Below are 25,095 nucleotides of genomic sequence, written 5' to 3'. Positions count from 1 at the left end.
TCCCCTCCTCAGCCTTTTTGTTGCAGCAGCCTGTCGATACCGAATCGACCCGAGCCGGAGAGCACCAGAGAGACACTCATGGCCAGCAGCGCCAGACCAAATTCGTAACCATTATTGGCCATAAACAGGCCATTCCCCAGATGCACTGTGACGATGGCAACCACCATGGTTACGGCCAGCACCAGCGCTGCGGGACGTGTCAGCAGCCCCAGCAGAATCGCCAGACCACCGAAAAATTCGGCGCCGCCCGCCATGGCTGCCATCAGCCAGCCTGGCTCCAGTCCTATGGAGGCCATCCACTGTCCAGTACCTTCGATACCGTAACCGCCAAACCAGCCAAAGAGCTTCTGGGCACCGTGGGCCATAAAGATAATGCCGGCGGGTATGCGCAGGGCCAATGGGGCGATGCTGTCCTGGGTTTGTACAAGTTTTTTGATTGTGCTGTTCATAGTCTGTGCCTCATGTTTCAAATCACTGTTATTGGTCTCAAGCTTCCACTCAGCCTTGATTGAATTTTAGTTTATGGCGATAGACTCACAGAAAAAATCGGAATGTTTCGATATAATTATTCAAAATTATTGAACATTAAGAGTTTATGGCAAACACACTGGATCTGGACGGGCTAAGAGCTCTGGATGCAATTGATAAAAAAGGAAGTTTTGCTGCAGCTGCCGAATCGCTTCATAAGGTGCCTTCGGCCCTCACCTACACAATTCAAAAGCTGGAACAGGAATTTGGCACCCCTTTGTTCGACAGGTCAAAACAAAGGGCCAGATTAACGGCCGCGGGCAGACTGGTGCTTGAGCAAGGGCGGGAAATTTTGCAATCCACCCAGCGCCTCGCCGATGCAGTTGCCGCGCTGGAGTCAGGTTGGGAGCGAGAGCTGCGCATCGCAAGGGACACGGCCATGCCGCCGGGCCCACTGCTGGAGGCATTAACCGCGTTTCTGGCCCTGTCGGTACCAGTGGACATCAGCCTTGCGGAAGAATCGCTCGGTGGCGGCTGGGATGCGCTGCACAGCCGCCGTGCCGATTTGGTGATTGGCGCCAACGGCGACCTGCCTCGGGGGCTATTTGAAACCCATTGCATTGGTCAGCTCGAGTTTGTGTTTGCCCTGGCGCCCTTTCATCCGCTGGCAGAGGCTGAGGGCGTGCTGCAGCTGGAACAGCTAATGCCCTTCCCTTCGGTGGTGGTGTCTGACAGCTCGCAGCTGTTACCGGCCAGGAGCAGCGGCCTTTTCAGCAGTCGCCAGACCCTGAGAGTCGCGTCAATGGAAGCAAAAATTGAATTGCAGTGCCGCGGACTGGGCACCGGCTTTATTCCGCGCCATCTGGCGGCACCGCTTATTGCCAGCGACGCGCTGGTGGAAAAAGCCTGCGCCCTGCCGAGGCCAAGCCAGCCGGTGTTTCTGGCCTGGCATAAAGAGCATCAGGGCAAGGCATTAGCCTGGTTTGTGGCACATTTATGTAAGGCCGATTGGGGTATATAAGCCACCATCAGTCGCAAATACACATGACTGGCACCATACGCAGTCCCAATGAAGTGAACCAGACCAGTCAGGGTTTTGGAGAACACACCTTATTTCATTGAGTGCAGGCCAAGCATATTGCCTTCGGTGTCTATGGCCAGCGAGATGTAGCCATATTGACCGATGGACATCTTTTCGCGCTGCACTGTGCCACCGGCCGCGGCAACGCGAGACTCTTCCAGTGCGCAGTCGTCACAGGCAAAGTACACCAGGGTGCTGTTGCCACCCGCTTCGAATCCCGGCATGTGCACCAGGGCACCACTGGCGCCGTAGTTTTCCATATCCGCAGGGAAAGACCACATGGAGAAGCCCGGCTCTTCCGGCACCTGCAACGGTTCGAGCTTGATATCCAGCACCGCCTCATAAAAGGCCTTGGCCCTGTCCATGTTGTTCACGTAGATTTCAAACCAGGCAATGGGGTTTTTGGCCATCAGCGTTCTCCTTGTGGATGGGAATGACATTACAATTCAGGTGCCCAGGTGCACATGGGCATAAGGTCCCAGTTAAGGCCAAAAAGGCTAAAGAAACAAGCAACTTTTACACTGGCGACTTTGCTGCAGCCACAAAAAAGCCGGCAAATTGCCGGCTTTTCGCACTGAAGCGTCGGTTAGCCTTCGATGCCTTTACTGCGCAGGAACTCGTCGTAAGTTCCTTTGAAGTCATTCACGCCATTGGCGGTGATTTCGATAATGCGGTTGGCCAGCGAGCTGACAAAGGCGCGGTCGTGGGACACGAAAAACAGCGTACCTTCGTACATTTCCAGCGCGTTGTTGAGCGACTCGATAGATTCCATATCCAGGTGGTTAGTGGGTTCGTCCATCACCAGGATATTGGGCTTTTGCATGATCATCTTGCCAAACAGCATGCGGCCCTGCTCACCACCCGACAGTACCTTGACCGACTTTCTGATGTCGTCGGCGCCAAACAGCATACGACCCAGAATACCGCGTACGGCCTGTTCATCGTCGCCTTCTTTCTTCCACTGGCTCATCCAGTCGAATACGGTCAAATCGTTTTCAAAATCACTGGCGTGATCCTGGGCGTAGTAACCGATAGCGGCATTCTCAGACCAGTGAATAGTGCCTTCGTCCTGTGGCAATTCATGGATGAGGGTACGCACCAGGGTGGTTTTACCGGCACCGTTCTCACCGAGGATGGCGATACGCTCACCCACTTCGGCAATCATGTTGAAGTTTTGGAACAGCGGCTTGCTATCGAAGCCCTTGCTCAGGTTCTCTACCACCAGCGCGTTACGGAACAGTTTCTTTTCCTGCTCGAAACGGATGTAGGGGTTCACACGGCTGGAAGCCTTCACTTCGTCCAGCTTGATCTTGTCAATCTGGCGGGCACGGGAGGTGGCCTGCTTGGCCTTGGAGGCGTTGGCAGAGAAACGCGCCACGAAGGTTTGCAGCTCTGCAATCTGTGCCTTCTTCTTGGCGTTGTCGGCCAGCAAACGCTCACGGGCCTGGCTGGCTGCCATCATGTATTCATCGTAGTTGCCCGGATACACACGCAGCTCGCCGTAGTCCAGATCCGCCATGTGGGTACACACAGAGTTCAGGAAGTAACGGTCGTGTGAAATGATAATCATGGTGCTGTTACGCTGATTCAGCATGTCCTGCAACCAACGGATGGTATCGATGTCCAGGTTGTTGGTTGGTTCGTCAAGCAGAAGCACGTCCGGGTCTGAGAACAGTGCCTGTGCCAGCAGCACACGCAGTTTCCAGCCTGGGGCCACTTCGCTCATAGGACCAAAATGTTGCTCCAGAGGAATACCCACACCCAGCAGCAGTTCACCGGCACGGCTCTCGGCGGTGTAACCGTCCATTTCGGCAAATTCCATTTCAAGCTCGGCTACCTTGATGCCGTCTTCTTCACTCATTTCAGGCAAAGAATAGATACGGTCACGTTCCTGCTTAACAGCCCACAGTTCTTTGTGGCCCATGATAACGGTATCGATTACGCTGAACTCTTCGTAGGCGAACTGATCCTGATTCAGCTTACCCAGACGCTCGTTGGGATCCAGATGAACGTTACCGCCGGACGGCTCAAGTTCACCGGCGAGGATCTTCATAAAGGTGGATTTACCGCAACCATTGGCACCGATAAGGCCGTAGCGGTTGCCGTCACCGAACTTGACGGAGATGTTTTCAAACAGTGGCTTGGCGCCGAACTGCATGGTGATATTGGCGGTTGTGATCACGGGCTGGTTTCCGTTTGTCTGAGGGCCGAGGCAGACGCCTGCGGCAAAAATCCCAAGGGCAGTGTTTAAGCCTACCCTCTGATAAAGCGCGGTACTATAACACCCCTGCGTGAATTATCAACCGACTTGCCCAAGAGCGCCAAAAACCGCCACTATAAGGCAGCAGAAAAAAGGAGAAGCGAATGATCCGGCTGGAAAAGATGACTGCGTCAACTCGCCCCCTCGCCGAAGCGCTTGAAGTGGCACCGGAACAATTGCGCTTTGTAGGTACCATGGACGAAATCCTTGCCACCGCTGGTGGCGCCATAGTGCCTGTGTTGGTGTGGCACAGAGCTTCCTCTGCTACGACTGATATCGCCGACCTAAACAGCGGCGAACATCTGGTCGGCTTTTTTCTGCTGGACAAGGAATACAGCTGCGAGCATGACTTCGCCGAGGCCTCCGACTTGGGTTTCAGGGCATTTCTGATTGATGTGCACCATCAGGGTAAAGGCCTTGCCAGGGCCGTGATGCAGGCGCTGCCACAATTTGTAAAAGTGCGCTATCCGCAGTTCCGCCGCCTGGTGCTGACAGTCAATCTTAAAAATACCCCGGCGCAGGATCTCTATCTAAAAAACGGTTTTAGCGACAGCGAAAACCAGTATTTGGGCGGCAGCGCCGGGCCTCAGCACATCCTGTACTTGAAGCTCGACTGAAAAAGGCGCCATGAGCCAGATCGCCAAATCATGTGCCAGCGTCTTGGCAAGACCGTTTATCACAAGGATTGTTTATGACAAAACTCCCCCATACCACCGCCCATACCCAAGCGAAAACACAACCCGGCCCCAGCCCCGATAATCCATTCCCCATGGAAGGCTTCCCGCAGGTGTGCTTTATCAAAAACACCATCAGCAATCCCAACATTCAGGTGGGCGATTACAGCTATTACGACGACCCAGAGGACAGTGCCAACTTTGAGCACAACGTGCTGTATCACTTCCCCTTTATTGGCGACAAGCTGATTATCGGTAAATTCTGCGCCATCGCCCGCGGGGTCAGGTTCATCATGAATGGTGCCAACCATCCCATGGCTGGCGTGAGCACCTATCCGTTTTTTATTTTTGGCAACGGCTGGGAGCAAGCGGCGCCTGAGCCGGGGGAATTACCCTATAAAGGCGATACCGAAATCGGCAACGATGTGTGGATAGGCTATGAGGCCCTGATTATGCCCGGGGTAAAGGTGGGCAATGGCGCCATTATCGCCAGCCGCGCTGTGGTCACCACTGACGTACCTGCCTACGCCATCGTTGGTGGCAACCCAGCCAAGGTGATGAAAATGCGCTTTGATGAGAAAGACATCGCCCTGCTTGAAGCCATCGCCTGGTGGGATTGGCCGGTAGCGAAAATTACCGCCCACCTGCTCGATATCAAAAGTGGTAATCTTGAAGCCCTGAAGCAGGCACAACCGTAATCACCTGGCCATGTTGAAACACCCGACCGGGGAAACTGTCCCTAAAACCGCATCGTTATTGTTTCTGGCTTTATTTGCGGCTTTATTTGCGACTTTATTTGCTAAGCGGTGGCTGAGAGACTTCGAGGGGCGTGCGCAGCTGGAGGTCCAACGAAGGCACCTCATCAGCAACCTTAAAGCCAAACACCTGTCCGTAAAAACCCAGCTCATACTCGAGCGCCTTCACCAGGTTGGCATTTTTCCAGTGATTGTGATTCTCATCGGCAAAGGTTAGCAAGGCGGCCGGGATCTGATTTTTCTCCAGCGCCTCGTAAATGGTCAGGGCCTGGTTGGGTAACACCACGGTATCCTGCAGCCCCTGCAACAGCAGTAAAGGTTCTTTAAGTCGATCCAGTTGATAAAGAGGAGAACGTTCTCGATAAAGGGTTCTGTGGGTCGCCAAAGGGCCAATCAACTGATCCAGGTAGGTTTTCTCAAACTTATGGGTCTCGCCTGCCAGCTGCTCTATATCGCTTATTCCGGCGCGACTGACGGCGGCCTTAAAGGTGTCATCATAGGCCAGCACCAAAAGCGCCGTTAACCCACCTGCGCTGGCACCGGTAATCGCCATTTCATCGCCATTCACCCAGCCTTTTTTCACCAGAAAACGAGCGGCGTTCACCGCATCCTCCACATCGGCCTTGCCCCAGTTGCCATAGAGGGATTGGCGGTAGGCGCGGCCAAAGCCGCTGCTGCCACGGAAATTCAAATCCAGCACTGCAAAGCCACGGCTGGTCCAATATTGGATATCACCGCGATAGGCCAGGTTGGCCTTGGCGGTAGGGCCACCATGCAGCTTCACCAACAGCGGTGGGCGGGTATCAGACAGTCCTTTAAAGGCCGGATTACGTGGCCAATAAAAATAGCCCCAGGCGCGCATATTGTCGGCGGTGGCAAAACTGATGCTTTGGGCTCTGGAGATAAAGCGCGGGTCCAGCACCATGAGTCTGGGCGCATAGACCAGCTCCACGCCCCGGCCACTGACCCTATAAATGCCTTTCTCAGTGGTTACCTTGCTGCCGATAAAATAGACGGCATCCTTACCACCGGTGAGCTGCTTGATTTCACCAAAGTCCACGGCGATATCTTCGGCATGGCCAGTTTGTAAATCGAGGCGGATAAGCCCGGCCTCACCATTATGTACATAGCTCGCGATTAGGCTGTTATCACTTTCAAAGGCATAGGTACGTTCGCCAAGACGCCAGGCGGGGCCTGCAAAATCGGCATTTTTTTGATAAAGTCGTTCCGGTTTGCCATCGTCACCGAGGCGATAGAGGTTCCACCAATCATCATAGTCGGCAATAAAGTACAGCCTGCCATCCGGACCAAAGCTGGGCTGGGTAACCGCCACGTTGCCACCGTCACCTGCAACTACCCGTGACGAATGAAGCCGCCCCTTGCGGTCAAGCTCCCCGAGCCACAGACGCGTGTTGTCCCAGGGCATAGCGGGATGCTCCCAGGTGAGCCAGGCCAGCTGAGTATTGTCACTGTTGATACTGGGCGAGCTGATGAAGTCGTGTCCGGCGACGAAGGTGTCACCTTCACCGGCAAAATTCAGGTTAATGGTGACCAAACTGGCTGCCGGACTGCCCTGCTGCCTGTGATCTTCCCGCACACAAATAATGCGGGATCCCTTGGGGTAGGAAATGCAATCCCCATGGCGGGTGCCATTGGGTGTCAGCGCCAGAGGCGCTTGATTGGGGGCAAAACGGTAAAACAGCTGATCGCCCTTGCCAGTGGCAAACAGGCTTTGACCTATACCGAGAAAGTCACCACCGCCGTATTCATGCACCCGGCTGCCCACATTAAATTCGGCTGGTACTACCTGAGTTACGCTGCCATCGACTTCAAGGCGCTTAATGCCTGTGTTGCCACTTTTGCCATCAAACTCAGAAAAATACATCAGGTCGCCAACGGCCCTGAGTTCAATCAGTTCATCGGAGCTGGCATAGACATCTTCGGCGGTGAGGGGGGAAATCCAGGTGCCATAGCGGGCGGCCATGGGTTCGTTGTCGGTCTCTTGGGGCAGCACAGATTCCTGCCCGGGCTCACACCCCAGCAGTGCCAGTGTCATTAAGCAAATCGCCGCAACGCGGTGCCCAATGCCAAGCCTCATGTCCTTGATTCCCCAAAACGCTTCGTGCGCGAAGTTCTGTTTACAAAAGGCAGGTTAACGTCTGAATTTATTGATAAACCAGCCGACTACCGCATGTTGCTGTGCGGAGGGTAAGCCAAAAAAAACACAAACCCAGGGCGATAACAGGATATACCAAGGGAGTGCCCGGGTGTCCTGTCCGCTCAGCAGCAGAAACAAAAAACCACCGTAAATCACCACAACGCCCGCGTAGCCTGTCCAGAGCATCAGCTTTTTTAACACAAATTCCAGGCGTGGCATCTCGGGTCCTGCTAGGGCAAACGACTGACCGAGAGACGGCTTTCGTGTTGCTTTTAAAGAGAATTTAACGGCAATTTTCACAGCCGCATTGTTCAATCTGCGTCAGTATCTGTCAACTTGATGCGCAAAATAAAGGGTGACAAAAGTTAACAGCCCCTGCCCAACAGGGTTGGCCGGGGCTGGAGACTTAAAGTCTGATACCGCCGTCGATTTCAAACACTCGGCCATTCACATAATCATTTTCCATGATAAAGCGAACGGTCGACGCAATCTCTTCGGCCTGGCCCAGGCGACCGACGGGTACCATTTTTTCCAGACGCTCAAGGGCTTCCGGCTTCATGGCTGCGGTCATCTCAGTGGCAATCACGCCGGGCGCCACAGCAGCCGCGCGGATGTTAAATCGGGCCAGCTCTTTGGCCCAGCCCACCGCCATGGTGGCAACACCGGCCTTGGACGCCGCGTAGTTGGTCTGGCCCATGTTGCCGGCACGGGCCAGGCTGGAGATATTGACAATCACCCCGCCCTGACCGGATTCAATCATGGCAGCAGCGGCTTCGCGACCACACAGGAAGGTTCCGGTCAGGTTCACGTTGATCACTGACTGAAACTGGTCCAGTGACATACGGTCAGTCACCACCCCATCTTTGGCCTTGATCAACAAACCATCGCGCAGAATACCGGCGTTGTTTACCAGACCGTGGATAACGCCGAAATCTTCGAGGATATAACGAAATCCAGCCACCACATCTTCTTCATCTGTGATGTCCAGTGCGTAGCCCTGCACCTCGGTGGCATCACCGATATCGGCACAGGCACGCTCCAAACGCTCCTGATCCACATCGATAAGCGCCAGTTTGGCGCCATGGGCGGCGAGATCTTTGGCCATGGCCAGTCCCAGACCACCGGCGCCGCCGGTAATGACAATTACCTTATCCTTCAATTCCATTGTGATTCCTTAGGCCTTATCGCCTTTGGCAAAATGTTCAAAAATACTTGAGAAGTCCCTTGTGCCATTGCCGGCGCGGGCATGGGACACATACAGGCTGCGAGCCAGTGCGCCCATGGGGGTGCTGGACTGACTGCCGAGGGCTGCTTCCTGCGACAATCCCAGATCTTTCACCATCAGGTCGACCATAAAGCCGCCCTGGTAGCCTTTGGAGGATGGGACATTTTCCATCACACCCGGGCAGGGATTGTACTTTTCCAGCGTCCAGTTACCGCCGCTGGACACCTTCATGATGTCAGAAAGCACCTTGGGGTCGAGCCCATGGTCAATCCCCAACGACAATGCCTCGCTGGTGCCAACCATGAGTACTGACAAAAGCATGTTATTGCAAATTTTGGCCACCTGACCGGCACCCGGACCACCGGCATGGAAAATGTTCACGCCCATGTTGGCCAGCACGGTACGTGCCTTCTCAAAGGCCGCGTCTGTGCCGCCACAGATAAAGGTCAGGGTTCCGGCTGCGGCGCCGGCCGTGCCGCCGGACACAGGCGCATCAATAAATTCCAGGCCCTTTGCCGCCGCGGCGTCGGCCACTGTGCGGGCGCTGCCGGCATCTATGGTGGAGCAGTCTATCAAGAGACAACCTGCTTTCACCACCTCAATCAGCCCCTTGGCGGTATCAGTGCCTAAATAGAGACCGCGTACATGCTTGCCGGCTGGCAGCATGCTCACCACAAAGTCCGCATCGGCGGCGATGGCCTGGGCCGTGTCGCCACGGCCTGCTCCCTGGGCCTTGAGTGACTCAACCGCAGCAGGGTTGAGATCGAATACCGATACACTGTGTCCCGCCTTGAGCAGGTTGGCCGCCATTGGGCCACCCATGTTGCCAAGGCCAATAAACGCTATCTTCGCCATGATGTCGCTCCTTGCCAAGCCCGGCTGGCCGGGCCAAAAATCGGATAAGCCCGGTATGTGCCGGGCTGTGAATAGGGTATCTATCAGAGGTCCTGCAGCGGATGCAGCTCGCCCTGCCAGGGTGAACTCAAAAGGCTGCCAATCGCCTCGGCGGGTACCGAGGCCACATCGGCGTACTGCCAGGTTGGGTTTCTGTCTTTATCGATAAGCAGTGCCCGCACCCCTTCGACAAAATCGCCGTGGGCGCAGCAGTTGATGCTGACGCCAAGCTCCCAGCGGAAGCAATCGTTCAGCGACAGTTCTTCACCTATGATGGCCTGGTGCCATACCAGATGGGCACTGAGTGGACTGCCGGCCAGCAGGGTGTCGCGGGCTCTTAGCAGGGATTTGTGGCTGTCGTCGGGCAACGCTTTGAAACGCTCAATCACAGTGTCCAAATCGCCACTGCACAGCTCACTGATAAGCTCAGCATTGTCTTTAAGGAAGCTCGCCTGCTCAGGCACGGCTCTGGTGCCGAGCACGTCACTCAGACGCTGATGATTGGCTTCGCTGTGGTCATCCCAGGCGACCTCGGCCAGGGCATCGAGCAGCGGCTCCTTATCATCACTTTCCAATAAGAAGTTGGCGGTACCTGCATAGAGGGCATCGGCGCCATTCATTTGAAATGCGGTTAAGCCCAGGAAGACACCTGTCTTTTCCGGCATATGGGCCAAAAAGAAGGTGCCGCCCACATCCGGATACAAGCCAATGGTGATTTCCGGCATGGCAATGCGGGAACGCTCGGTGGCAATGCGGTGGCTGGCACCGGCCATCAGGCCCAAACCGCCCCCCATTACAATGCCGTCACCCCACACCATAAATGGCTTGCCGAATTCATGAATAAAGTAATCGAGTCGATATTCTTCCTCGAAAAAGGTTTTTGCCAGGGTCTCAGTGCTACCGGGAGCGTCTTTGCTGGCCTGATACAGGGCTCGCACATCGCCACCGGCACAAAAGGCTTTGTCTCCGGCGCCATCGAGCAGCACCATGGCGATATTACTATCGGCCTGCCAGGCTTTCAGCTGGGCAGAAAGCGCCCGCACCATATCCAAATCCAGCGCATTGAGTGCGGCTTCCACATTGAGCGTCGCCACACCTATCTGCTTGCCCGAGGCGGTCCCCAGGGTTTGAAATACAACTTTCTGTGTCATGCTCGCTCCTTGCGTAATGTCATGTCCAAGGCAAGGCCTCAGCGGTTTTTCCACTGGGCGGCACGCTTCTCGAGGAAGGCATTCACCCCTTCGGCTTGATCTTCGGTATCAAAAAGACCAACAAAGAGTTCACGCTCCAGCGGCAGTGCCTGGGTGCGTGGCATATTGCGCCCACTCTGAATAAGCTTTTTGCACACGGCCACGGCAGATGGGCTTTGCTTGGCAACCTTGGCGGCCAGGGCGATGGCGGCACTCAGGGACTCGCCCTTCTCCACCACCTCTTCTACCAGCCCAAGATTCAGCGCCTTGGTGGCATCGATACGCTCACCACAGAGGATCATGCGTTTGGCCCAGCCCTCGCCCACCAGGGCAGTCAGGTTTTGGGTACCACCGGCGCAGGGCAAGAGGCCCACTGTGGCTTCGGGCAGTGCCATTACTGCCTGAATTTCGGCGATACGGATATCACAGGCCAGCGCCACTTCGAGGCCTCCGCCCATGGCATAGCCATTGATGGCCGCGATGGACACGCCACGGAAGGCGCTCAAGGTTTCAAAGGCTTCACCGAAGGCCTTGGCCATGGTGGCGGCATTGCCCTTGTCGCCGTCGGCAAAGAGTTTCAAATCAGCGCCCGCGGAAAAGAACTTCTCCCCTTCGCCGGTCAACACCAGCGCGTAAATCTCATTGTTATCATTCAGCTCGAGTACCTTTTCCTTCAGCTCATTCAGGCTCTCACGGGTCCAGGTATTGGCCGGAGGATTGCTGATGGTGAGGATGGCGGTATTGCCTTCGATACGTTCAATCAAAAATGCCATGGCTGTTATTCCTTTTCTGTCGAAGTCTCTATTCAATCGAAATCACTGGCAAATCAGAGGATGTCGTTGGCGTTTTCGTCCAGCAGACGACGGGAAATGATGAGACGCATGATTTCGTTGGTGCCTTCCAGGATCTGGTGTACCCGCACGTCACGGAAATGACGCTCCAGCGGATACTCACGGATATAACCATAGCCACCATGAATTTGCAGTGCAGCGTCGCACACGGCAAAGCCGATGTCGGTGGCAAAACGTTTGGCCATGGCGCAGTAGGCCGTGGCTTCCGGGTCCTGGCTATCCAGTTTAAAGGCCGCAAGACGTACCATCTGACGCGCAGCCACCAGCTCAGTGGCCATGTCGGCGAGCTTGAATTGCAGCGCCTGGAAGGCCGCCAGCGGCTTGCCAAACTGCTTACGCTCGTTCATGTACGCGATTGAGCGCTCCAGGGCAGCCTGTGCGGTACCTACGGAGCAGGTGGCGATATTGATACGGCCGCCATCGAGGCCCTTCATGGCGAAGGTAAAGCCCTGGCCTTCTTCACCCAGCAGGTTTTGCACCGGTACGCGCACGTTTTCAAACGTGATAAGGCGGGTTGGCTGGGCGTTCCAGCCCATCTTGTCTTCGGCCTTGCCGTAAATGACACCCTCGGCATCGGCGGGGATGGCAATGGCAGAAATACCTTTGGGACCGGCTTCTCCGGTGCGGCACATCACCACCAAAAGCTCGGTGGCACCGGCGCCTGAAATAAACATTTTGCTGCCGTTAATCACGTACTCATCGCCTTCACGCACAGCCTTGGTGGTGAGTGACGCGGCATCACTGCCGGCACCGGGCTCGGTCAGGCAGTATGAGGCCAACTTGGCACCCGTTGTGAGGGCCTCAGACCATTCGGCGCGAAACGCCTCAGTGCCCCAGGTCGTCACCATCCAGGTGGCCATATTGTGGATCGTCAGCATCGCGGTAGTGGCGGTACAGCCCTTTGACAGCTCTTCAAAGATAATCGAGGCATCCAGGCGCGACAGGCCCATGCCGCCTTCTGATTCAGGGGAATAGAGTGAACAGAAACCCAGCTCACCGGCCTTTTGAATCACATCTTTGGGGAAATGATGCTCTTCGTCCCACTTGGCGGCAAAGGGGGTCAGCTCATCCGCGGCAAACTGGCGTGCCAGGTCGGCAAACTGACGTTGATCTTCGTTGAAATTGAAATCCATCTTGACTGCTCCCGTGACTCTGGGGTCACTTCATGTGATGGCCGGCATAATGCCGGCCTTGAAGGTGGTTTTGGTTTACGGCCTCGCCAGGTTAAGCACCCGAAAGTGATTAACGCAGGGCGATGGTCATGTTGGGACCATGGGGGATATCGTCTTCAAACCAGCGACAGGTGATGGTCTTGGTTTCGGTGAAGAAACGGATAGCCTGCTTGCCGTAGGCGTGTTGATCGCCGTAGAAACTGCCCTTCCAACCGGTAAAGGAGAAGAACGGCAGCGGTACCGGGATAGGCACGTTAATACCCACCTGACCCACTTCAATTTCGTGCTGATATTTACGGGCGGCGGCGCCACTGGCGGTAAAGATTGAGGTGCCGTTGCCGTAGGGTGACTTGTTCACCAGCTCAATGGCGTCTTCCAGCTCATCCACTTCCATACAGCACAGCACCGGGCCAAAGATTTCTTCCTTGTAGATACTCATGTCGGTGGTGACCTTGTCGAACATGGTCGGGCCAACCCAGTTACCTGACTCATAGCCGGGCACGGTAAAGTCAGAGCCATCCAGCAAACACTCGGCGCCTTCAGCCTTGCCCTGCTCAATCAGCTTGAGTACACGGGCCTTGGCCGCTGGGCTGATAAGTGGGCCGTAACCGGCGTCTTTGTCGTCCCACAGACCTGGGCGTACCTTGGCGAGAGCCTCTTTCAGCTCAGGGATCCACTCTTTGGCGGCGCCCACAAATACGGCCACCGAAATCGCCATACAACGCTGACCGGCAGCGCCCACAGAGGCACCCACCAGATTGTTGATTACCTGCTGCTTGTTGGCGTCGGGCATAATAACGCAGTGGTTTTTAGCGCCGGCAAAGGCCTGAACCCGCTTGAGGTTGTCAGTTCCGGTCTTGTACACGTACTGGCCCACGCCCACCGAGCCCACAAAAGAAATGGCCTTGATGTCAGGATGAGTCAGCAGAATGTCAACGGCGCTCTTGTCGCCGTGGACCAGTTGCAGTACGCCCTTGGGGGCACCGGCCTGTTCAAACAGCTCCGCCAGACGCAGCGGCGTCATGGGGTCCTGCTCGGAGGGCTTTAGTACAAAGGTGTTGCCGCAGGCCACAGCCAGGGGGAACATCCACAGCGGGATCATCGCCGGGAAGTTGAATGGGGTAATACCGGCGCACACGCCCAGAGGCTGAGTGTAAGAATAGGTATCGATTTTACGGGCTACGTTTTCAACGGTTTCGCCCATCAGCAGGGAAGCGATATTACAGGCGTGCTCTGCCACTTCAATGCCGCGCCACACATCACCCTTGGCATCTTCGAAGGTTTTACCGGTTTCCTTGGCCAGAATGGTCGCCAGCTCATCGTGGTGTTCTTTGAGCAGCGCCTGATAGCGCAGCATTACCCGGGCGCGCTCGGATACAGGCACTTCTTTCCAGCTTTGGAACGCAGCCTTGGCACTGGCGATGGCGCCGTGCACTTCCTCGTCACTGGCACAGCGCACTTCGGCGATGGGCTGGTTGTTGGCCGGGTTGGTCACCGTAATGATGCGCTCACCCTGTCCTGTGGTGAACTCACCGTCGATGTAGTGCTTAACTTGTGTGATCATATCGCTTCCTTTTGAGGGTCAGAGTTGGCAGCGCAGCCTTGTAGGTATTGTGTATGGCCGCGCCTGCGCTTCTGTCGAGTGTCTTGTTGATTGCAGTTTGCCGTGTCCTGGCAATTAAACTTCGATGGCCATGGCTGTGGCTTCGCCGCCGCCGATACACAGAGAGGCCACGCCGCGCTTCAGGCCTCGGGCCTTGAGCGCATGGATGAGGGTCACCAGCACTCGGGCGCCGGAGCAGCCTATGGGGTGACCCAGGGCGCAGGCGCCGCCGTTCACGTTAACTCTGGCCGCATCCAGCTTGAGCTCACTGATGGCAAGCATGGTCACCATGGCAAAGGCTTCATTGATTTCAAAGAGATCAACCTCGTCCTTGCTCCAGCCCACATTGGAGAGCAGCTTGGTCATGGCTCCCACTGGGGCTGTGGTGAACATGGCTGGCTCCTGGGCATGGGTAGTGTGCCCCTTGATGGTGGCCAGTACCTTAAGACCCAGAGCGTCGGCCTGATCGCGGCTCATCAGCATCAGCGCAGCTGCACCGTCGGAGATAGACGATGAGTTGGCGGCAGTGATGGTGCCGTCTTTGGCAAAGGCCGGGCGCAGCGTCGGAATCTTCTCGGGACGGGCATTACCGGGCTGCTCATCAACTTTCACTTCCACATCGCCTTTGCGGCTGGACACGGTTACAGGCACGATTTCCGCTTCGAAGGCGCCGGAATTGATCGCCGCATTGGCTTTTTCCAGAGAGCTTAAGGCGAATGCGTCCATGGACTCGCGGGTCAGGCCGTAATCGTCAGCCGTTTTCTGGGCGAAGGTGCCCATGGCGCCGCCGGTGTAGGCATCTTCAAGACCGTCGAGGAACATGTGGTCAAGCACCTTGCCGTGGCCCATGCGCATACCGCCGCGGGCTTTATCGAGCAGGTATGGGGCCTGGCTCATGCTCTCCATGCCGCCGGCAATCACCACCTTGGCGCTGCCTGCTTTGATGAGGTCATGGGCCAGCATCACGGTTTTCATGCCTGAGCCACACACCTTGTTGACCGTGGTGGCGCCCACTGACAGCGGCAAACCTGCGCCCAGTGCAGCCTGACGGGCTGGCGCCTGGCCAAGACCTGCAGGCAGCACGCAGCCCATCAGGAGTTCGTCAACCCTGGCGCCATCCAGGCCTGTGTCATCCAGCAGAGCCTTGACTGCAGTCGCGGCCAACTTGGGTGACGGCACCTCAGACAGGCTGCCCTGAAAACCACCCATGGCGGTGCGTTTTGCCGCAACAATGACGATATCCGATACGCTCATTTCTCACTCCAATTGCTTGTGATGCCCGGGGCCAAAACCCGGTGCAAATGTGATGGCGGTCGCGGTTTGCGACCCGATGCATTGAATGTGACGTTTACGCGAACGTAAAGCAAGTAGAAATTGGTCTAACAAGCCGCATTTTCTGGCTACGACTTGTCACTCTGGATTTACAGTGGCGGGAACTGAGATTGACACGGGTGCCGAAGCGGATTTCAAGGGCCTGCGCATTACATAAAAAGGCCGCAGAATCGCGACCTTTTCACATTGATTTTCAAGATTTTGAGCTGGCCTCCCAGGGGGTGATGGCACTCATGTCGGACAAATCGTAAGGGGTCAACTGGTACACATAATAATTAAGCCAGTTACTCACCAGGAGGCTGCCATGGCTGTGCCAGCGCGCCACCGGCGGCTGGGCCGGATCGTCATTTCGAAAGTAATTTTGGGGGATTTCGGGGTTAATACCCGCAGCCAAATCCCGGTGATATTCATCGCTCAGGGTGGATTTTTGGTATTCGGGGTGACCAATCACAAACAGGTTACGGCTGTTTCGGCTCAGCACCAGATAGGCCCCAGCCTCATCAGACTCTGCCAGTACCTGCAGTGCCGGGTGAGCATGAATTTGCGCCACCGGAATTTCGGCATAACGTGAATGAGGGGCGAAAAACTCCTCATCGAAACCACGCAGCAGCGGATGGTGGTCGCAGCTGCGACTGTGCACAAATACGCCGGAGCGTTTGGTTTTCAGCAATTCACGCTTGAGACCATAGAGATGATATAGCCCTGCATGGGCAGCCCAGCACAAAAACAATACCGAGGTGACATGGCTTTGGGACCAGTCGATGATTTCGCGGATGTGGTCCCAATAGGTCACCTCTTCAAAATCGAGCTGCCCCAGCGGCGCTCCCGTGATGATCAGGCCGTCATAATTTTTATGCCGTACATCCTCAAAGTCCCGGTAAAAGGTATTCATGTGGTCAAGCGAGGTGTGGCGGGACTCCTTGTCATGGATGCGCAGCAAGTCCACATCCACCTGCAAGGGTGTATTGCCAAGGAGCCTCAGCAGTTGGGTTTCTGTTTCTATCTTGTTGGGCATCAGATTGAGGATAAGCACCTTCATCGGACGTATGTCCTGATGGGCCGCCCGGGTTTCTGACATCACAAAGATATTTTCGGCCGACAGTATCTCTGCCGCGGGCAGATTGTCGGGGATTTTTACCGGCATACTGCGCCTCTCCCTTGATTAACTCCGGGGCGATGCCGGTAAGTGTAAAACTTAACCCGGTTCAGCGCCCCACACTGTCCAGCCTCACCGACATGCCGGTGGGCTGTGTGAAATCCACTCTGTAGCTTTGGGTATTGATAAACAGCAGTTTATCGCCCTGGGTGATGCGTGCGCCCACCGCGTAGGTGTGGCCCTGTTTAAAAGTGTCCGGCTTAAAGCGCAGCGTAAAGTCTTTGGGCACTGCGGTGACGGGTACCTTGAACTCTCCCAGCACCTCGGCCGCCACATCCATACGGGAAACATCCTGCACCTGCACCGTCAACACCGCATCCTGGGGCAGCGCGATACGCTCTCTGAACCAAACGCTGCCACTGATCTCCACGTCGTCGGCACTGCTGGCACATCCACCCAGTCCAACCGCCCCCACCAATGCCGCCATCGGCAGGGCAACACGCAATAACCATTTCTTCATGGTGATAATCTCCTAAATCATACATAAAGACTTCTGGATGTCTATACATCCAAGTTTGAATCTTGTTCAGCATGGGCTTTCACCCTATCATGGTAGCCCTGTACTTTTGCTGAATATCCTTATGACTCAAGCAACTGCAATAATTGTGGGCGCCAGCTCACACCTTGGCCGTGAATTGGTGACTCAACTCACACAGGAAGGCACCCGAGTGGGTGTTCTGGTACCCGAGCCAGAACTGATGACAGAATTTATCCAGTCCCTCGGGGGCAACGTTGAGATAGAAGCCCTACCCATCACAGAGCCAGAACGCGCCATAGCTGCCTTTGAAAACCTGTGGCAGCGTATGGGCGGTGCCCATCTGGTATTGGTCAATACAGGGCTCAACTCCTATCACCCGGATCTGCCCTGGCAGATAGACGCCGATATCATCAAGGTTAACGTGCAGGGCTTTGCGCTGATTTGCAATACGGCGTTCAGATTACTGCGCCTGCAAGGGTACGGGCAACTGGCTGCCATCAACTCCATCGCCGGTCAGCGAGGTGGCCCTGCCGTGGCTTACCATGCGTCCAAAGCCTTTGCGCAGAATTATCTCGAAGGTTTATCGATGCATGCCCAGCGATTGAAACTCCCCATCACCATTACCGATCTGCAACTGGGACTGCTGGACAAAGCCGCCATGCAGCAAAGCCGCTTTTGGTTACAGCCACTGCCCAAAGTCGCCACGCAGATTTTACACGCACTGAAAAAAGGTAAGCGCAGAGCCTACATCACCCGTCGCTGGGCGTTAGTGGCCTGGCTGATACGTCTGCTGCCGGAATACATCTACAACACCCGTCACTGGAAGAAAAAGGGCAAACATTGACAGCAATGTTCAATGAGAAAACAGCATGACAAAAGGCGCCCGGTGGGCGCCTTTTTTATCCAAGGTTTGGCAGGGAAGAAACAACCTTAGAATTTATAACCCACACTCACCATGTAAACCCATGGGTCGATATCAGTTTCAACCACAACAGGGGTATCACCCAGGTTGAATTTCACGTCTGTGCTGATGTCGGCGTACCACACAGAGGCGTTCAGCATCCAGTTTTTGTTGAAACTGTAGTCAAAACCTACCTGGGCGGCCCAACCCACTGAAGTGGACAGGCTCAAATCGGTCAGGGCACCGTCCAAATCGTTGGTGAATTCGGTGTCAAAGAAGTTGGTGTAGTTCACACCCACACCCACGTAAGGGCGGAAGGCGGAATTGGCGTTGCCAAAGTAGTACTGGGCAACCAGCGTCGGAGGCAGGTGCTTGGTTTCGGCAATCTTGCCCAACACGCCAAGAGACACATCATGGGTGAATGGTGTAGCCGCCAGGAGTTCGATGGCCCAGTTGTCGGTCAGCATGTAGCCAAAGTTCAGACCCAGCTGAGTGTTGTTGCTCACACCAAATTCGGCCACATCAGCCACGACTGGGCTGGACTCATTGGGTGCAACAACAACAGCACCGGCACGCACGATAATATCGCCAGCCTGGTGCGCAAAAGCAGAGGCAGAAACAACAGACAGCAGGGAGGCAGCGATCAGACCGGACAGATAGGATTTCTTCATCATTTACTCCATTAACCACGTGGGCTTTGTTATTTTCTGTTACGTCCGTAACAATTGAGGCCTAGCCTGCCAGAGCAACCCGTTAACTTTCTTGATCCAAATCAACACCACTGTGCGATACCCACTTTGGGGTAGCAAGAGCGCGATCGCGCTCACGCTTTTAGGGCATTTTGTCTTGTGGCTCAGCGAGATTGTGTTGTCATCGTCACAGCAGACTCAAAGAAACGCACAGTGACGTCGATTCAACTTCAATCGAAAAGCGGTTTACGCTTTCACGGCTTTGCAACGACAACCGACGTCATTGCCAAAAATATCTCCGGGCGAATAACGGGAAAGTCATCCAAATTCATCGATTGAGCGGGGTGTGCGAAGCAAATCGTCAGGATAAGAAAAGGTGAGTAAGCAGGAAGATGTGCGAATGCCTGGCGCCGCGCCAGTTGGAAAATCCTGCAATGGCGCAGCGCAGGTGCCGTCGCTGGCGCAGTGTATCCTCAGAGGAGAATGCGAGGCTGCTTTATGGCTGAGCCAATTGCAGTTTTGGGTAACGCGCAAGCCAGTCTTTTGAGCGAAGGCGCTGCAAAAACACCTCGACTGGCCGACGCGGAGATGGCGTGAGTTTCAGGGCAAAAAGGGATTCCAGTCCCCAGGCCGATTCAATGTGAAGCCTGTCTGCACAGGTGAGCCTGATTCCAACGGCCGTTTCCTGCTCCGGCCAGGCAGCCATGGCGTCCACCAAATTCTGGTAGGGCGCATCACCATGGCGCAGGTGCATGCGGCGCTGGTCTTTCACTTCCCAAGGGGTACCGGTGAGTCTCTTGCAAAGCGCCTCAGTGAGCTGCGCCTCCAGGGCACGCTCCCCTGCCCCCCAATAAATCAGGTCAACATCGGCAAGCTGACGAGGCTCAATACCATGGAGGCTATCCCACACCCGCTGGCGCACAAATCCAGCCGCCAGCAGATACTCCTCGATACCGAACCTGGCCATCACCTCTCTGGCCGCTTTAAGGCAGGTCATCGCAACCGCGTCTTCCCGCACCAAGCTGGCCAATCTGTCCTGCAAGACATCCGTGGCCAGCGGCTTGGCAGAAATGGGCGATGACACGGCTGATTACCTGCCAACCGGCTTCATCACCACTTCGGTGGTGAACTTGTTGTTGTGGATCACCGGAAAGCGATCGTAGGTTTGGAAAATCACCTGGTTGTTGTGTTTGATAAGTGCCACCACCCCGTAGTTCACATTGCTGCTGATAGTCTCGGCCGGCAAAATAAACTTGAAGGGCACTGGCGCGCGCACCACATTAAAGGTTTTCTGAGCGATGATAATGCCGGGGGTGTCTAAATCGATAACCGCAATGGTAATGGTGCTGTTTGGCGGCAACACCACAGACTCAAGATAACCCGCCGCGCCATTAATGATTATGGGTTTGGGCTCCTCTACCGTCACACAGGCGCTCAGGGCGCCGAGTATACACAGGGCGGCCATAACCCGGCCCGCTTTGGCAATTTTGCTCCACATCAGTTGCTGTCCTTTTTCATACGCATCAATCCTTCCTGAGTAGCCGACGCCACCAGCTCACCACGGCGATTGAAAAAATGTCCTTTTACAAAACCGCGGCCGCCGCTGGCATTGGGGCTATCGATACTGTATAGCAGCCAATCATTCATATCCAAGGGACGATGGAACCACATGGCATGGTCAATGGTGGCCATCCGCATGCCCGGTGTTAAAAACGACACCCCGTGCGGCTGGGCAGCTGTCACCAAAAAGTTGAAATCAGAGGCATAGGCAAGAAGCGCATCGTGCACGTGGCTGTCGCCTTCCACCTTACCGTTGGCACGCAGCCAAACATGGCGCACGGGCTCGCGGGAGCGCGGCGCCACCGGACTGACAGGGTCGACAATGCGCATCTCGATGGGCGCATCGGCCATAAACTTTTCCAGCATTTTTTCAGGAATTTTGTCCCTCAGGGTCACCGCCAACTCCTGCTGGTTCAATAGACCTTCGGGCCCCGGCACATCCGGCATACTTATCTGATGGGAAAATCCCTCTTCTTCTCCCTGGAAGGAGCAGGTCATGTAAAAAATCGGGCGGCCTTTTTGCACCGCTTTCACCCGACGGGCGCTGAACGAGCCGCCGTCGCGCATGATTTCCACGTCGTACACTATGGGAAGAGACTCATCGCCTGCCCGTAAGAAATAGCTGTGAAGTGAATGAACTTTACGGGTTGGCTCAACGGTTTCCCGGGCGGCGCTCAGAGCCTGTCCCATCACCTGACCGCCGAAGACATGACCAAAGCCCAGGTCCTGGCTCTGACCACGATAAAGTCCAATCTCCAGGGTTTCGAGGGTCAGCAGTGACAATAGATCGTTCAATACCTGACTCATGTTATCTCTCTGATTTAAAGTCAATTGCCAAGAGAGTAACAAAAAGCGCCATGCTCTGGCGAGTCTCAGTCGAGTCGAATGCCCTGCTCGTGGGCAGCACGCCTGGCAAAGGCGAGGATCTGGTCTTCACCGTTGGCGTGTTTTTGGATGGGCCAGGCGTTGGCGATATCGGACCAATGGGCGGCAATCACTTCGGGGGTGCGTAGATCAGATTCAAAATAACAATACCTGTGCTCCGCAATGCAAAGTTCACTGACACTGCCGCCTCCGGCGAGCAAATGGCGCCCACTGGGCGCCTGAGCGCTCAGCAAAAACAGCATGGAAGCCGTCACTATTTCCTTGGAGAACAGTGGTTTGACCTGTGGTGCCAAATGGGCGTCTGTCATGGCGGTGTGGGCAAGGGGGCAGAGGCTGTTCACCATCACATTGCGGGGCAGGCCTTCGGCGGCCAGGCCATTTACCAGGCCTATGAGCGCCATTTTGCTGCAGGCAAAGGCACTTTGATGCAGATCGCCATAAAGACCACTGACACCGGTGGACATCACAACCCGGCCATAGCCCCGGTTCATCATTCCAGGCCACAGCGCGTGTGTCAGGGCGATGCTGCCGAGCAAGTCCACCTGCAACTGGCGACGGATGGCGGTAATTGACTGATGCTCAAAGCTGCCGTGGGTGTGCATACCGGCATTATTGATAAGCAAATCCACACCAGCCCCGCTGGCTTCAAATGCCGCCGCCCAGGCCTCTATGGCGTCGGGTTCTCCCACGTCAACGGACCAATAGCGGGACATGGCCCCCATGACGTCGAGCGCCTTAAGCAGACTTTGTACTTCTGCGGCCTCTTCGGGCAAGCAATCAATCAGCATGACGCTGGCGCCACGCTCAGCCAGTGCCAGCGCATAGGCGCGTCCCAAACCGGATGCGGCACCGGAGATCAGGGCAGTCTGGTTATCGAATCGCATCTCGCTTTCCTTAGGCGCAAAAATCAAACAGCCGATTAAATAAAGCACAGCGTTAACGGTAAAACTTTGACCTTGACGGCAAATTTACCCGAAGGCCCCAGTGGCTGTGTGCGCCTTGTCCCAGTCTGCTAAATGCGTGTTTTCGATTGTGCTAACTTTCAACGCAATTCTTGTTATCCTATGGGCTGCAATCGTTTTTATCTTTTAAAGGCCACCATGAACCCCTGGATCCTTGCCATCAGACCCCGTACCCTGCCAGCGGCTATCGGCCCACTCCTGGTGGGAAATACCCTCGCGCTCGGTCTGGAAAGCTTCAGCATTACTATTGCCATCGCCTCGATGATCTGTGCCCTGTTGTTGCAAATTGCCGTGAACCTGGCCAATGACTATTTTGATTTTAAAAGCGGCGTGGATACCGAAGAGCGCCTGGGCCCTGTGCGGGTAACCCAAAGTGGCCTGATAGCCCCGGCCAGGGTTAAAGCGGCCATGATAGCGTCTTTGCTGGCGGCGCTTGCGGTCGGCTCTTATCTGATTTGGCACGGAGGCGCCCCCATCGCCGTGCTCGCCGCCGCCTCCATTTTGGGTGCGCTTTGTTACAGCGGCGGGCCCTATCCCCTCGCCTCCCACGGTCTGGGTGAAGTGGCCGCCTTTGTGTTTTTCGGCTTGGTCGCGGTTGTGGGCAGCTTTTATCTGCAGTCGGGCTTCGCCTCCATGGATGCCTGGATACTGGGTGCAGCAATTGGCCTTTTCAACGCCGCCATCATGCTGGTCAACAACACCCGGGACATCCGCACCGACACCCGCGCCGGTAAGCGCACCCTGGCGGTACGCATCGGCGAAGCCCAGTCACGGGTGCTGTATCAGGCATTGGTGTATTTGCCTTTTGGCTTGATTATCGGCAGTTTTCTGATGGGCTTACTGCCGGGCTGGCCTGTGCTCCTGTCCGGCTTGTCTCTGGTCATCGCAAGACGCCTGTCCCGGGAGTTCAGCGAGACCAGCGGCGGCGCCTTAAACCCCTTGCTGGGCCGCACCGCGAGGCTGACGCTGGTGTTCAGTGTACTCTTTTCCGTTGGGCTGCTTATTCCGGCTCAGGCCTGACGGCGTCATTGTAAGTCAGTAAATAAAAAGGCTTCCCGAGGGAAGCCTTTTTATTTACTGGTGTGAAGCGCGTAGCGTCAGCCGCTCACAGCGTTTACAGTTCAGCGCTTTTACAGTTCAGAGCTATTGCAGTTCAGCGCTATTACACTTCAGAGCTTTTGCAACTCACGCGCCGGACTGCTCCAGTTGAGGTGGTATTTTTCACCCGCCTGCGTATCGATACGCTCAAAGCTGTGGGCACCAAAGTAATCGCGCTGACCCTGCAACAAGTTGGCGGGCAGGGTTTCGCGGCGATAGCCGTCGTAATATGCCAGCGCCGAGGTAATACAAGGTGCAGGCACCCCCGCAAGGACGGCCTTGGACACCAGGTGGCGCCAGGATTGCTGGGCCTCACTCAGCGCCTCGGCAAAGCTTTTCGCTATCAGCAGATTGGCGAGTTTGGGCTCGGCCTCAAAGGCATCAGTAATGGACTGCAGGAAGGTGGCCCGAATGATACAACCGGCACGCCAGATGCGGGCGATGGCGGCAAAGTCCAGCTCCCATCCCTGTTCGGCGGCGTTCATGGCCATCAACTGGAAACCCTGGGCATAACAGCAAATTTTCGCGCAAAAGAGTGCCTGCTCCAGCTCATCGATAAAGCTTGTCGCATCTATGCCCTGCAACGGCATAGCGCCGGCCAGACGGCCTGCCAACTCGGTACGAAGCGCCTTTTGATTTGACAACGCCCGGGCGTAAACAGCCTCCGCAATCGTTGGCGCCGGGGTGCCAATTTGCAGGCTGCTGACCGCAGTCCACAAACCCGTGCCCTTCTGCCCGGCCTTATCCAGAATCATTTCCACCAGCGGCTTGCCGGTGAGGGGATCGCTCTGACGCAGCACTTCGGCGCTTATACCCATCAGGTAGCTGTTGAGTTTGCCGCGGTTCCAGCGTTCAAAAATAGCCGCTATCTCCACCGCCGACAGCCCAAGCACATCAGAGAGCAACTGATAGGCTTCGCAAATCAGCTGCATGTCGGCATATTCGATACCGTTGTGCACCATTTTTACGTAGTGGCCACTGCCAGCCGGACCTATGTACGCAGTGCAGGGCTCGCCTTCCAGTACAGGGTTACCCGGCTCAAAGCGCTCAATGGGCAAACCTGTGGTGTTGTCCACCTTGGCGGCAATGGCGCGCCAGATGGGGGCCACACTGTCCCAGGCTTCTTTTTTACCCGATGGCATCAGTGAAGGGCCAAAACGGGCGCCTACTTCGCCGCCGGAAACGGCAGAAGAGAAAAACACAAACTTGCCGGCGTACTCCTGCTCGCGCTTTACAGTATCGGTCCACAGGCTGTTGCCGGTGTCGATAACGATGTCATCAGGCTTGATACCGGCATCAATAAGGGCCGAGCAAACGCCGTCTACCGGCGCACCGGCAGGTACCGACAGCAACAGGAGTCTGGGTGAGGTCAAGGCGCAGAGCATGGACTTGAGACTGTCCACACCTGTCAGCTGCGTGGCCTTACTGTGTGCAGGTTTGGCGGCAACTTCGGCCTGCGATTGGCTGACGGCGGCGCGCACCTTGGCACCGTCGAGGTCAAAGGCGGCCACACGATAGCCATTGTCTGCGATATTGAGGGCAAGGTTTTTGCCCATGACACCCAGGCCGATAACCCCGATGTCGTGTAATTGGGTGTGGTTTTGCATGCTTTTTATTCCACGGGTACAGGAAGAGCCAAATTTCGCGGCGGATTATAGCGATTTTGGTAACTGAATTACAGTAATGCAAGATAATGCATAGGA

Annotated in this window: 25 protein-coding genes; 5 read left to right on the top strand and 20 right to left on the bottom strand. The window is 55.7% G+C overall.

The window, feature by feature from the left end; genetic code table 11:
• Positions 1 to 8: 8 nt before the first annotated feature.
• Positions 9 to 449 carry a DoxX family protein gene (locus SAMA_RS07240; RefSeq protein WP_011759504.1) on the bottom strand — a complete coding sequence of 147 codons (441 nt, stop codon included), beginning with the start codon at positions 447 to 449 and terminating at the stop codon, positions 9 to 11.
• A gap of 146 nt (positions 450 to 595) precedes the next feature.
• Between SAMA_RS07240 and SAMA_RS07235 the strand changes: the two genes are divergently transcribed.
• Positions 596 to 1,489, top strand: a complete 894-nt coding sequence (locus SAMA_RS07235) for a LysR family transcriptional regulator (RefSeq protein ID WP_011759503.1) — start codon at positions 596 to 598, stop codon at positions 1,487 to 1,489.
• 89 nt (positions 1,490 to 1,578) lie between these two features.
• On the opposite strand, the gene SAMA_RS07230 is transcribed toward SAMA_RS07235, so the two are convergent.
• A complete protein-coding gene (locus SAMA_RS07230; RefSeq protein ID WP_011759502.1) occupies positions 1,579 to 1,959 on the bottom strand; it encodes a VOC family protein in 381 nt (126 codons plus the stop codon).
• 176 nt (positions 1,960 to 2,135) lie between these two features.
• Positions 2,136 to 3,731, bottom strand: a complete 1,596-nt coding sequence (locus SAMA_RS07225) for an ABC-F family ATPase (protein WP_011759501.1) — start codon at positions 3,729 to 3,731, stop codon at positions 2,136 to 2,138.
• A 182-nt stretch (positions 3,732 to 3,913) separates the two neighbouring features.
• On the opposite strand from SAMA_RS07225, the gene SAMA_RS07220 reads away from it, so the two are divergent.
• Positions 3,914 to 4,426, top strand: coding sequence for a GNAT family N-acetyltransferase (locus SAMA_RS07220; protein WP_011759500.1), 513 nt, complete (start codon positions 3,914 to 3,916; stop codon positions 4,424 to 4,426).
• 74 nt (positions 4,427 to 4,500) lie between these two features.
• Positions 4,501 to 5,181: a Vat family streptogramin A O-acetyltransferase gene (locus SAMA_RS07215; protein ID WP_011759499.1), complete on the top strand. Its 681-nt coding sequence runs from the start codon at positions 4,501 to 4,503 to the stop codon at positions 5,179 to 5,181.
• Positions 5,182 to 5,275: 94 nt separating this feature from the next.
• On the opposite strand, the gene SAMA_RS07210 is transcribed toward SAMA_RS07215, so the two are convergent.
• The 11 genes from SAMA_RS07210 to SAMA_RS07160 all read right to left on the bottom strand — a co-directional run bounded on the left by SAMA_RS07210 (position 5,276) and on the right by SAMA_RS07160 (position 17,279).
• On the bottom strand, positions 5,276 to 7,336 hold the full coding sequence (locus SAMA_RS07210; protein ID WP_011759498.1) for a S9 family peptidase: 2,061 nt from the start codon (positions 7,334 to 7,336) through the stop codon (positions 5,276 to 5,278).
• A gap of 54 nt (positions 7,337 to 7,390) precedes the next feature.
• Positions 7,391 to 7,696: a hypothetical protein gene (locus SAMA_RS07205; protein ID WP_332249032.1), complete on the bottom strand. Its 306-nt coding sequence runs from the start codon at positions 7,694 to 7,696 to the stop codon at positions 7,391 to 7,393.
• 106 nt (positions 7,697 to 7,802) lie between these two features.
• Positions 7,803 to 8,561: an SDR family oxidoreductase gene (locus SAMA_RS07200; RefSeq protein WP_011759496.1), complete on the bottom strand. Its 759-nt coding sequence runs from the start codon at positions 8,559 to 8,561 to the stop codon at positions 7,803 to 7,805.
• A gap of 9 nt (positions 8,562 to 8,570) precedes the next feature.
• The gene (mmsB, locus tag SAMA_RS07195; protein ID WP_011759495.1) at positions 8,571 to 9,476 is read right to left on the bottom strand and encodes a 3-hydroxyisobutyrate dehydrogenase; all 906 of its coding nucleotides are present in this window, start codon (positions 9,474 to 9,476) and stop codon (positions 8,571 to 8,573) included.
• Between the two features lie 83 nt (positions 9,477 to 9,559).
• Positions 9,560 to 10,666 carry an enoyl-CoA hydratase/isomerase family protein gene (locus SAMA_RS07190; RefSeq protein ID WP_011759494.1) on the bottom strand — a complete coding sequence of 369 codons (1,107 nt, stop codon included), beginning with the start codon at positions 10,664 to 10,666 and terminating at the stop codon, positions 9,560 to 9,562.
• A 38-nt stretch (positions 10,667 to 10,704) separates the two neighbouring features.
• The gene (locus SAMA_RS07185; RefSeq protein WP_011759493.1) at positions 10,705 to 11,478 is read right to left on the bottom strand and encodes an enoyl-CoA hydratase; all 774 of its coding nucleotides are present in this window, start codon (positions 11,476 to 11,478) and stop codon (positions 10,705 to 10,707) included.
• Between the two features lie 53 nt (positions 11,479 to 11,531).
• The gene (locus SAMA_RS07180; protein WP_011759492.1) at positions 11,532 to 12,689 is read right to left on the bottom strand and encodes an acyl-CoA dehydrogenase family protein; all 1,158 of its coding nucleotides are present in this window, start codon (positions 12,687 to 12,689) and stop codon (positions 11,532 to 11,534) included.
• Between the two features lie 109 nt (positions 12,690 to 12,798).
• Entirely contained in the window at positions 12,799 to 14,292 is a 1,494-nt protein-coding gene (locus SAMA_RS07175) for a CoA-acylating methylmalonate-semialdehyde dehydrogenase (protein ID WP_011759491.1), read from the bottom strand.
• 114 nt (positions 14,293 to 14,406) lie between these two features.
• Positions 14,407 to 15,585, bottom strand: coding sequence for a thiolase family protein (locus tag SAMA_RS07170; protein WP_011759490.1), 1,179 nt, complete (start codon positions 15,583 to 15,585; stop codon positions 14,407 to 14,409).
• A gap of 271 nt (positions 15,586 to 15,856) precedes the next feature.
• Positions 15,857 to 16,807: a homoserine O-acetyltransferase MetA gene (metA, locus tag SAMA_RS07165; RefSeq protein WP_011759489.1), complete on the bottom strand. Its 951-nt coding sequence runs from the start codon at positions 16,805 to 16,807 to the stop codon at positions 15,857 to 15,859.
• Between the two features lie 61 nt (positions 16,808 to 16,868).
• Positions 16,869 to 17,279 (bottom strand): YbaY family lipoprotein, encoded by a 411-nt coding sequence (locus SAMA_RS07160; protein WP_011759488.1) that lies wholly within the window; start codon positions 17,277 to 17,279, stop codon positions 16,869 to 16,871.
• A 121-nt stretch (positions 17,280 to 17,400) separates the two neighbouring features.
• Between SAMA_RS07160 and SAMA_RS07155 the strand changes: the two genes are divergently transcribed.
• Entirely contained in the window at positions 17,401 to 18,141 is a 741-nt protein-coding gene (locus tag SAMA_RS07155; RefSeq protein ID WP_041409718.1) for an SDR family NAD(P)-dependent oxidoreductase, read from the top strand.
• Between the two features lie 86 nt (positions 18,142 to 18,227).
• Here SAMA_RS07155 and ompW read toward each other — a convergent pair whose 3' ends face one another.
• The 5 genes from ompW to SAMA_RS07130 all read right to left on the bottom strand — a co-directional run bounded on the left by ompW (position 18,228) and on the right by SAMA_RS07130 (position 22,216).
• Positions 18,228 to 18,872 (bottom strand): outer membrane protein OmpW, encoded by a 645-nt coding sequence (gene ompW / locus SAMA_RS07150; RefSeq protein WP_083766400.1) that lies wholly within the window; start codon positions 18,870 to 18,872, stop codon positions 18,228 to 18,230.
• A gap of 511 nt (positions 18,873 to 19,383) precedes the next feature.
• Positions 19,384 to 19,971 (bottom strand): nucleotidyltransferase family protein, encoded by a 588-nt coding sequence (locus SAMA_RS07145; RefSeq protein WP_011759485.1) that lies wholly within the window; start codon positions 19,969 to 19,971, stop codon positions 19,384 to 19,386.
• A gap of 6 nt (positions 19,972 to 19,977) precedes the next feature.
• Positions 19,978 to 20,385 (bottom strand): YbaY family lipoprotein, encoded by a 408-nt coding sequence (locus SAMA_RS07140; protein WP_011759484.1) that lies wholly within the window; start codon positions 20,383 to 20,385, stop codon positions 19,978 to 19,980.
• Complete coding sequence (tesB, locus tag SAMA_RS07135; protein WP_011759483.1) at positions 20,385 to 21,254, bottom strand: acyl-CoA thioesterase II; 870 nt, start codon at positions 21,252 to 21,254, stop codon at positions 20,385 to 20,387. Before tesB ends, SAMA_RS07140 begins: the two co-directional genes overlap by 1 nt.
• Before the next feature lie 65 nt (positions 21,255 to 21,319).
• A complete protein-coding gene (locus SAMA_RS07130; protein ID WP_011759482.1) occupies positions 21,320 to 22,216 on the bottom strand; it encodes an SDR family NAD(P)-dependent oxidoreductase in 897 nt (298 codons plus the stop codon).
• Positions 22,217 to 22,432: 216 nt separating this feature from the next.
• Between SAMA_RS07130 and SAMA_RS07125 the strand changes: the two genes are divergently transcribed.
• Positions 22,433 to 23,314, top strand: a complete 882-nt coding sequence (locus tag SAMA_RS07125; protein WP_041410210.1) for a 1,4-dihydroxy-2-naphthoate polyprenyltransferase — start codon at positions 22,433 to 22,435, stop codon at positions 23,312 to 23,314.
• 149 nt (positions 23,315 to 23,463) lie between these two features.
• Here SAMA_RS07125 and gndA read toward each other — a convergent pair whose 3' ends face one another.
• On the bottom strand, positions 23,464 to 24,999 hold the full coding sequence (gndA, locus tag SAMA_RS07120) for an NADP-dependent phosphogluconate dehydrogenase (protein ID WP_011759480.1): 1,536 nt from the start codon (positions 24,997 to 24,999) through the stop codon (positions 23,464 to 23,466).
• Positions 25,000 to 25,095 lie beyond the last annotated feature (96 nt).

Origin of the sequence: Shewanella amazonensis SB2B, assembly GCF_000015245.1 — a bacterium.
Classification (GTDB): domain Bacteria; phylum Pseudomonadota; class Gammaproteobacteria; order Enterobacterales; family Shewanellaceae; genus Shewanella; species Shewanella amazonensis.
This window is presented reverse-complemented; position numbering and strand designations above follow the sequence as displayed.